Annotated in this window: 9 protein-coding genes and 1 pseudogene; 4 read left to right on the top strand and 6 right to left on the bottom strand. The window is 41.4% G+C overall.

The window, feature by feature from the left end; genetic code table 11:
- From I8752_RS33495 to I8752_RS33485, 3 genes are all read right to left on the bottom strand, one after another.
- On the bottom strand, positions 1-742 hold a 742-nt coding region (locus I8752_RS33495), incomplete at its 3' end, for a Uma2 family endonuclease (RefSeq protein WP_214436483.1).
- Between the two features lie 84 nt (positions 743-826).
- Positions 827-2,242: an outer membrane protein assembly factor BamB family protein gene (locus I8752_RS33490; protein ID WP_214436482.1), complete on the bottom strand. Its 1,416-nt coding sequence runs from the start codon at positions 2,240-2,242 to the stop codon at positions 827-829.
- 122 nt (positions 2,243-2,364) lie between these two features.
- Complete coding sequence (locus I8752_RS33485; RefSeq protein WP_214436481.1) at positions 2,365-2,739, bottom strand: hypothetical protein; 375 nt, start codon at positions 2,737-2,739, stop codon at positions 2,365-2,367.
- Between the two features lie 332 nt (positions 2,740-3,071).
- Here I8752_RS33485 and I8752_RS33480 point away from each other — a divergent pair, with 332 nt between their 5' ends.
- Positions 3,072-3,407 carry a XisI protein gene (locus tag I8752_RS33480; protein ID WP_214436480.1) on the top strand — a complete coding sequence of 112 codons (336 nt, stop codon included), beginning with the start codon at positions 3,072-3,074 and terminating at the stop codon, positions 3,405-3,407.
- Positions 3,408-3,681: 274 nt separating this feature from the next.
- Complete coding sequence (locus I8752_RS33475) at positions 3,682-4,116, top strand: DUF5615 family PIN-like protein (protein ID WP_214436479.1); 435 nt, start codon at positions 3,682-3,684, stop codon at positions 4,114-4,116.
- On the opposite strand, the gene I8752_RS33470 is transcribed toward I8752_RS33475, so the two are convergent.
- Complete coding sequence (locus I8752_RS33470) at positions 4,033-5,148, bottom strand: aldo/keto reductase (protein WP_404827138.1); 1,116 nt, start codon at positions 5,146-5,148, stop codon at positions 4,033-4,035. The genes I8752_RS33475 and I8752_RS33470 overlap by 84 nt on opposite strands.
- A 124-nt stretch (positions 5,149-5,272) precedes the next feature.
- The gene (locus I8752_RS33465) at positions 5,273-6,451 is read right to left on the bottom strand and encodes a nucleotide-binding protein (protein WP_214436478.1); all 1,179 of its coding nucleotides are present in this window, start codon (positions 6,449-6,451) and stop codon (positions 5,273-5,275) included.
- Between the two features lie 249 nt (positions 6,452-6,700).
- Here I8752_RS33465 and I8752_RS33460 point away from each other — a divergent pair, with 249 nt between their 5' ends.
- Entirely contained in the window at positions 6,701-7,531 is an 831-nt protein-coding gene (locus I8752_RS33460; protein ID WP_214436477.1) for a metallophosphoesterase, read from the top strand.
- Positions 7,532-7,619: 88 nt separating this feature from the next.
- On the top strand, positions 7,620-8,453 hold the full coding sequence (locus I8752_RS33455; protein WP_214436476.1) for a metallophosphoesterase: 834 nt from the start codon (positions 7,620-7,622) through the stop codon (positions 8,451-8,453).
- 62 nt (positions 8,454-8,515) lie between these two features.
- On the opposite strand, the pseudogene I8752_RS33450 reads toward I8752_RS33455, so the two are convergent.
- Positions 8,516-9,419, bottom strand: a pseudogene (locus tag I8752_RS33450) (IS982 family transposase).
- Positions 9,420-9,426 lie beyond the last annotated feature (7 nt).

Genomic DNA, 9,426 nt, shown 5'->3' with positions numbered 1-9,426 from the left:
TTTCTTGTTCGGCCCTTTGCTTTTCTTGTTCGGCCCTTTGCTTTTCTTGTTCAGCCTGCTGCCGTTCTTCCTCAACTTTCGCTTGAGCTGCTTCCTCTGGTAACAAAACCAAATTGCCAGAATTATCGTAAAATCGCAACCACACTGCTGTTTCTCGATCTACAGTTCCTTGCCAAGTACCCAACCAAAAGCCCAAAGTTTGACACCAAAGAAAGCCGCGCTCATCTGGTGCAATGGATTGATAGCGCAAATTACCATTTAATTGCCATCCTTGCAAAGAAGCGGGATTGAAGGGATCGAAGACAAAGTAATTTCGGGTTTTAAAAACGCGCTCGTAAATATCTTTTTTAGTTGTCGTATCCACTTCCGCAGTCGAAGGCGACATTAGCTCTACAATCACATCTGGATAACGTCCGCCTTCATCCCACACTACCCAGCCTTGCCTAGAGATAGTGCCATCAACATCTAGTACCGCAAAAAAATCCGGGCCGCGAAAGTCACGATTGCGAGCTTGGGCGCTGTTGTAGTAAACAAACATGTTACCACCTGTAAAAAAATCGTTGCGATCGCCCCAAGCTTGTTGCAACGACCGAATCAAAACATTCATGGCAATGCGGTGGCGATTACTCTCCAAAGGTTCTCCATCATCAAAAATCAAGTCAGTGGGAGGCATGGGAGGATTTTCCCAATCCCAAGGTTCGACATTTTGGGAGATTGTCTGTTTAATTGCATCAGATGACATGGTATGTCTCTCCCTCATTTGAGCTTTTATACTTTTAGATTAGCCGATTTGGTTTTGAAAAAATGAGCTTCAGTGCGATCGCCTTTACGGCTGTATCGGCTGCTGAAAATACCAATCTGAATTGAATTGCAAGAGCCAAATTTGCCAGCGAGGCATGAAATCGAGTACAAATAGTCGATTGCTATCGGTAGCTACAATTGCCCTAAATTTGTCAACATAGCGATCGCTATAAAGAGCAAAAGACCAAAGCAGCTTTCCAGTTTGGCGATTCAGTGCAATCGCTTGAGTTTGGCGACTATTACCACTTGTAACTTTGCGGAACGTCAGAAATTGCTCAGGACTGACAACATTAGGCAGAAATTCTGAATAAAGATTTGGGCTAGCTTGATATTGCCATTTGATTTGTCCGGTTTGAGCAGATAGCGCCACAATCGTACTCGAATCTTGACCTCTAGGAGCTTGAGAATAAAGATTGCAATTGACATAAACTGAGTCTGCATCCACTCGCCAAGAATAACCAATGTCTGCACAAGCAATTTGGCTTAGGGGTTTTTGCCAAAGCACGCGGCCAGTATTTGCATCAACAGCAAGGAAAGATGACTTGTAAGGGAAAGTTTTCTTTAATGGGTCGTATGTGCCATAAGTTTTGAGTTGTAGAGTATTTTGCACAACTTGCATATTTTCAATCTCTCCAGCAATGTTGGTGCTGAAGCGGGGCTTTCCTGTTTTGCTATCGTAGGCAGTAATTGTCGATCGCCCGTTGCTATAAAATTCATTTGCACCTAATTGGATAAGTCCTGATGTTGCTAGAAAGACGCTGAGATTGTTAGCGGCGATGAGATTTGTGCTAGAAGTGAGTCGATCTCGCAAGATAGTAATTTGCTGGAGTGGCTTACCCGTCTGCGGATCTAGTAATTTTAGAATTCGCTGTTGTTTATCTACTGTGTCGATAGTAGCTAGTTGATTCGGTAGGGTAACAATCTGGGGATCGTAATTGCCAACAACTCTAACATCGAACCCTGTATGCTGAGTTGCCCAGCGCGGTTGTCCTGTAGCAGGGTCGAGCGATCGCAATTCATTGTTAACTTGGATGTAAAGCTGGTTGTTTTGAAAAATTACCGATGGATTAAACGCAGTCTCAAAACCACTGTCAGAACCTTGAGGCTGGTACGTCCAAAGAATGCGTCCTGAATCAGCATCAAAAGCTTGGAGTTGGTAAAAGCTGCACTGACGGCGATCGTTTTTTTGTTCGGCGGATTTATCTTGACAAAAGCTGAGTAAGACTTTGCCATTAGCGGCAATTGTGCCATTACTATAGATTTGTGATTTTATCGGATGAATCCACTGAAGCTTGCCAGTGCTAGTATCGAGAGCTAGTAGGGTAGTTTTTGATTGATTAACGAAGCGCCAACCTAACCAACTGCCAACAGCTAAAATACTGCTCAGTAGCACTAATTTCCACAAACGCATATGCCAAATCTTCAATGTGGGAGAACACACTGGTTACTACAGATTTTGCTGTATCAGCTCCAGAAAATCCAAAAGTAGAGATTTTGCACAGAGGCGATCGCTAATTTTTCTCTAAATGCGATCGCTCTACACTAACTTAATAGTTAAATTGCTCAACTTGCAGCTGCAACTGATTTTTTCCGAGTGGGACGCTTGCGGTCTGATTTTTTCTTCAGTCCAACCGATTGGGCTTGATCGCTATCTGAGCCATATTGTCCGCGCACGACTTCTTTCATAGCTAATACCGCATTGTGAAATTCCCATTCTGCTAATCGAGCCGCATCAGCAGCAGCGCGATATAACGCTAGTTTTTCGTTCTCAGTTTGTTGCTGGGTTAACATAGCTTGATAAGTTAGCTGCAAGTTTGCTTCAGAAGCATCAACACGAGTTGTATTGTAGGTGTTTATAGTTTGTAAGCCGTGCAATGAGGTAACATCTTGATTAATTGTTTGAGGGGACAAACGGCGTGTTGTATCTTGAGTAGACATAGATGGACACGTAGTAAACTATATATTTAATGTGCCCATTGCAACAAAAAAAATAACAGTAAGAAAAGTTTTTTGGCAGGACGAAGTTAAGGTAAGGTAGGCTACTTATGCAGGCTGATACATTGGCAATGCAAGCCGATACATTAGCAATGCAAGCTGATGCATTCACAATGTCAGCCGATACATTAGCAATGTAAGCCGATGCATCAACAATGCAAGCCGATACATTAGCAATGCAAGCCGATGCATTAGCAATGTCAGCCGATGCATTAACAAAACAGATTGATTCTCGCTTTAATTGTTTTTGATGAGCAACAAGCGAGAATTGTGCAATGGATAAACTAGCAAAGTATCGTGAGATTGTGCGAAAAGTCATATCAGAATATGCTACCCACAAGCCCGATCGCGGTCAAATTGATACTGGGGCTGTGATAGATTCTGAACGCGATCGCTACCAAGTGCTACAAGTAGGTTGGGATGGAATTCGTCGCGTACATGGTTGTACGGTGCATATCGACATTATTGGCGATAAAGTTTGGATTCAGTATGACGGTAGTTCTTACCCAGTTGCAGAAGCACTCATGGAAGCTGGTATTCCTCGTGAAGACATTGTTTTAGGTTTTCATCCAGAAAATTTACGTCAGCACACAGGCTTTGCCATATCTTGAATCAGAAACCTGTTTTTTAAAAGGTTTTATCGGCGATCGTATTAAGTTCAATAGCCACGCCACGACTTTCTGTTAGAGAAATATGAAGGGCGATCGCCAATCTCATATCTTCTGTAACGCATCAATCAATAAAATCTGAAACTATATTTAGGTTAAGAGCAATCCTCAATCTTATGAAAGTAGCGCCAACCCTAACAAAACAATATATCGAACAGCGAGATGAAGGATACTGGATCGTAGAGACACGTGCACAAATACACAAGCAAAGTAATCTATGACGGCAATTCGATTTCAAGCGGATGCCGATCTAAGACAAGCGATTGTTACTGGCACAATACGTAGACAACCAGAAATTGACTTTCAATCAGCTTATGAAGCATTGCTCGAAGGCAAAAAAGATCCAGAGGTATTAGCAATAGCAGCACAGGATGGCAGAGTTCTTGTCACCCACGATCGCAAAACTATGCCTATTGAGTTTGGCAAGTTTATCATGTCACAAACCAGTTCTGGAGTTTTGATTATTTCGCAGAAGATGTCAGTTAGTGAAGCGATTGAAGCAATTGTCCTAGTTTGCGAAGCTTCTACCACTGAGGAGTGGGTTAACCAGATAATGTCTATTCCTTGCTCACGCTGGCATCAATTGCTGAAGCCGTTGTGGTTCTTCTCCCAGCCAATCAGGATTTTGAGCAGTGCTATCAAAAATGGATGAAGTTTTGAATGGCTCAAACTCGCCGCGTGATGCCGCTTTTGCCGTTTTTGCTAACAGCGATCGCACTTGTTCCTCATTCATTGGCTGAAATGTCCGCACTGCTTCAAATGCCTGCTCTAGAATCTCTAAGCTGTCAATTCCCGTAATCACAACCGATGTTGGCAGATTCAGAGCATAATGTAGGCACTCAATTGGCGTAACAGTCTTTGATTTCAAAATAATCCCGTTTGCCATGCTTTTCATCCCCAGAACGCCAATATTTTGTTTTACCAGTTCTGGCACAACCAGTTTCTCAAAACTCCGATAGTGTGCGTCCATCACATTCAGCGGCATTTGCGCTGTAGCAAACTGAAACCCATGCTCGGCTGCGACTTCCAGCATGTGCAAATGAACGTGAGGGTCTTTGTGCCCAGTGAAGCCAATATATCGCAGCTTGCCAGCTTGGCGCGCCTCAACAAAAGCAGCATTCGCCCCTTCTTCATCAAAAACTCGATGCGGGTCTTCGTAGCGGATAATTTCGTGATGCTGAACCAGATCGATGCAATCTACTTGTAGGCGTTGCAGTGATTCGTCAATTTGTTTTGCTGCTTCTTTCTTCGAGCGACCGTCGATTTTCGTCATCAGGAACACTTTATCTCGGTAGCCATGCAAGAGCGCTTTCCCCATACGAATCTCGCTGACTCCATCGTTGTAATCCCAACTGTTATCCATAAAAGTGATGCCGCGATCGATCGCTGTGCGAACAATTCGGATACCCAGTTCTTCATCAACGTTCTTTAAGCCGATATGCCAACCACCAAGACCAATTGCGGAAACCCTCTCTTGTGTATTACCGAGTACACGATATAACATTTCTGAATTTGACGTAGTTCCTGACATCTGTTCTCCTTGTACGCCAGCTATATTTTGAGGATATATAGCTGTGTGCCAATTTAAACATAAAGAAAAGTTTATAGTATCTCCCCAGAGATACACTATACCTGACTGTACTACCTCTCTCCCAAGACCCAATACTTGATTAACCCTTTTCAACTGCTAACACTTTGTAAGCGAGATAGACTTACTATAAAAGTCTTAATTACTAACTTGAGTGTTGATGTAGTAAATAAACATACTACCTTTGTAAAAAGCCGTTGTAGTATCTGTACTAAACATTTTAACTAGTCCTTAGAATTCCTATGCCAGCTTTTCTTTCAATATAATCAGCTAAACTGATAAAATCCTCACGCGGGTAGCATCTGCCGCCAATTAGATCGAATGCTAATCTACTAGCAGGGTTGTCTGGGTTTTCGAGGATATGTATACCCCAGTAATAAAGTAGATCGCTAGCTCTAATACAAACTTCTTCTGGATCTATGCAATGAAATTTATTGTCTATTTTACTAATTTCATCATATGCTGTAGCATATACTTGTTTCAAAAGTTTGAAACGCCTAACTCCTGGATCTTTAAAGTTGTTGACTACAACAAATAAATGAGCATTTTTGTTTATTTGACGGATTTCTTGAACTGTCTGTTGAATAACTTTACCATGCTTATTAATTCCTAGTGGATTTAGGGTTGTTGGGATTATGCAATAGTCTAACCGCTCAACTAATTTTTTAGGATTACGCTCTAGTGCGGGTGAGCAATCACAAATCACTATTTGACAATCACGAGCAGCATCTTCATGCCAAACAGACTCATCAAATACTTGTATAGTAGTACCAACACCATTTGGATTAGGTACGAAAACGCCATCACCCACTAACTTTTGCAGATTTTGTTCTGGATCTAAGTCTACAAGAGCCACGTTAAATCCTTGCAGTGCTAATGCTCCTGCTAAATGCCCTGCTACAGTTGTTTTCCCAACTCCACCTTTGCAAGTAAAAATTCCAAAATAAAGTTTTTTAGAGGTATTATTTTCATTGTCTGAGTTTGTTGTTCCGTTGTTGTTTCCGCTAGCGATATCTTCAAAACCATTAATATTTACTAATTTATTTTCATGGGCAATACCACAACGGATTTTAGTGTCTTTATTCCACGATCTGATTAATGATAACGCTGGGCCGCCAAAGCCTTTTGTGGTTATAAACCAACCTAAATTAAACTGTTTTCCTTCATTGGAATCTAAAAAATTAGCAAAGCTTAAAAGCTGCGGTGCTGTCACATTATTTTTTAGCCATTTCACCTGAACAGCGACAAGTAAATTTTCTTTTTTGGCCACTAAATCATAACCAGGCTGGTTGGTCTTAGCAGTTTCAATTGTCCAACCTGCTCTAGAAATAAGTTTTGCTACATGCTGCTCGAAGTGGGTAAAATCCTGAATGAATTGTGGTTCCAAAGGTGAGGGCATAAAAAACTTTCGCTGTTTTGGTCAAGGTAACAGGGTAGTAGAGCTAAGTATAGTATATAACAATTAAATATAATAAATATAGTTAATTACTACATTTACATCAACAAATCTTTATCGAAACTCTAAATTAGACTAAAGAAAATTTACAGCAATTGATGAATTTTTCAACAAGTGTCATGGTTGCCACAGGCGATCGCATAATTTTTAGTTAAGCTGTAAACGCTAAAATTAAGGTTTACGAAGTACGTTATGCACTGGTTATTATCTGGGCCGTTAAGTGTAGAGAAATTAACGGTTAGAATTGCGGGTTTACCTGCATCTTTACAAGGTAAGAAGTTGGTGCAGATGTCAGACTTTCACTATGATGGTTTGCGGTTGTCGGAAGCAATGTTAGAAAAAGCGATCGCCGCTAGCAACCAAGTCAAACCCGATCTAGTACTATTGACTGGTGACTATGTAACCACAAGCCCAGAACCTATTCACACTTTGGCGCAGCGACTCAAACATCTCCAAAGCAATTCTGGCATTTATGCCATATTAGGTAATCACGATATTCGTCATAAACATGCAAAAACCGAAGTAACAGCTGCACTTACTAATATTGGTATACGCGTTCTCTGGAATGAAATCGCTTATCCTTGGGGAAAAGAATTACTATTAGTGGGACTAGCAGATCGTTACTCGCGGGAATTCAATCCCGAACCAGTCATGAACCAGCTAGACTTTGCTACACCACGGATTGTTTTATCTCATAATCCAGATACCGCCGAGATATTGCAACCATGGCGAGTAGATTTGCAACTATCTGGTCATACTCATGGCGGTCAAATTGTCATCCCCGGATTCGGGCCTATGCTACCCTATCAAAGAAATATCTTGCCAAAAATCCCCTTAAAAGTACGCCGTCGCTTCCCATTTCTGAGAAAAGATTACTTTGTACTACGTCATTGGGAATGGGCGCAGGGTTTGCATCGCATCGGAAAAAATCAGCTATATGTCAATCGTGGCTTGGGAACTTATTTCCCAGGACGCTTATTTTGTCCGCCAGAAGTTACAGTAATTACGCTACAAAGTGAGTAGGTTACAATTAAATTTTTGTACTTAACTCAAGATACATTTTAATTTTTGATAAGCTGTAAACGCTGGTATGAGGAGGCTTTGTCGCACTATGCACTGGTTGTTTACAGGTCGTTTAAGTGTAGATAAATTAACGGTTAAGATTGCGGAACTTCCAACATCTTTGCAAGGCATAAGGCTGGTACAGTTGTCGGATTTCCACTATGATGGTCTGCGGCTATCAGAAGAAATGTTAGAAAATGCGATCGCAGCCACTAACGAAGCCGAACCAGATTTAATTGTCTTAACCGGCGACTATGTAACTGACGATCCCGCACCAATTCATCAACTTGTGCTACGACTCAAACATCTCCAAAGTCGCTATGGCATTTATGCTGTACTTGGTAACCATGATATCCACTACGATCGCTCCAAAGCAGAAGTTACATCAGCATTTACTAGCATTGGAGTTAACGTCCTGTGGAATGAAATTGCCTATCCATTAGGGCAACAATTACCAATAGTAGGACTAGCTGATTATTGGTCGCGGGAGTTCAACCCTACACCAGTTATGAACCAATTAGACCCAGCCACACCTCGCATCGTTTTATCTCACAATCCAGATACTGCTAAGATATTGTCACAATGGCGAGTAGATTTGCAACTATCTGGTCATACCCACGGCGGTCATATTGTACTACCGGGTATGGGGCCTGTGGTTTACCATTACAAAAAGCTCCTAAAACAACTCCCTAAAAAACTACGACGTTGGATACCATTTCTATTAGGAGATTGTTCAAAAGTGGTGCGATATTGGGAGTGGGCACAAGGTTTTCACCAAGTAGCAAATAATCAGTTATATGTTAATCGGGGCTTGGGAACTTATCGACCAGGACGATTATTTTGTCCGCCAGAAGTCACCGTAATCACGTTAGATAGTCAATAGTCGAGAGCGAAAAACTCTGAACGATCAAATTTTTCTTTTTACTTAACGTGAGTTCGACAGAACTAAAAAAGAGCAGGAGGCAGTGCAGGCAAGTCTTTAGGGTAAATATCAATAGAGGGTTTGTTAGGTAAGTAGGTGTAAGCAACCAAACCAGCTAACAAGTTAACCAGAAAGTTTAATGGACTCCGGTGTCGTGAGTGTTCTATTTGACATACATTTTTGAGATAATCATTAACAGACTCAATGACTGCTCGCTTGCGTAACAAGATTTTATCAATCAGTTTGAGCAAACGGTTTTTCATGTTTTTCTTTGACTTAGTAATAAACTCTAAACCTCGCTCATACAGTTCTTCAAAGATTTTTTGTGAGACATACCCTCTGTCTCCAAAAAGTTTACCAATTATATCCTCAGTCATCTCTGGAACAGGCTTTCGGTCATCTATGTTCGCAGCAGTGAGCTTAAAAGCAAGTAATTCTCCTTTGTCGTTAATAATCAAATGCAGTTTAAAGCCATAATGCCAACAAATGCGAATTTTTTCCCCATCCGACTAATCCTTGAAACACTTTATGAGAATGCGCTCGACAATTATGACAAACGTTGATTGGGGTTGAATCGATAAAACTAATCCCCGTCATTTCGCCCGTTAAGGTGCTCAAAAAACAGCACAATAGCATTAAACTCCAGGGCATCAATTCTACAAACCTCGTGTAGCTGACCAGGTTTGGAAATGCATTACGCCAACTAGGTAATACATGCAACGTATAAAACTCTTTGAATGTCCGGTAGCCCGAACCATGAAAGGCGATCGCAATCGTCATTACTTCCGATAGATGCATCCGGGAAGTGCTACGCCTTTCTCCTGTTGTCGATGGCAAGTGTGGTACTTGCCGCCACAGATTTTCCCATTGGTTACAGAAATCATCTACGTCGCAGAAAATTTGTGTGATATCGAGGCGAGATACAATGGTAGAC

Origin of the sequence: Dendronalium phyllosphericum CENA369 (assembly GCF_016056275.1) — a bacterium.
Lineage (GTDB): Bacteria > Cyanobacteriota > Cyanobacteriia > Cyanobacteriales > Nostocaceae > Dendronalium > Dendronalium phyllosphericum.
The sequence above is the reverse complement of the archived record's forward strand: the minus strand, read 5'-3'. Positions and strand labels throughout refer to the sequence as shown.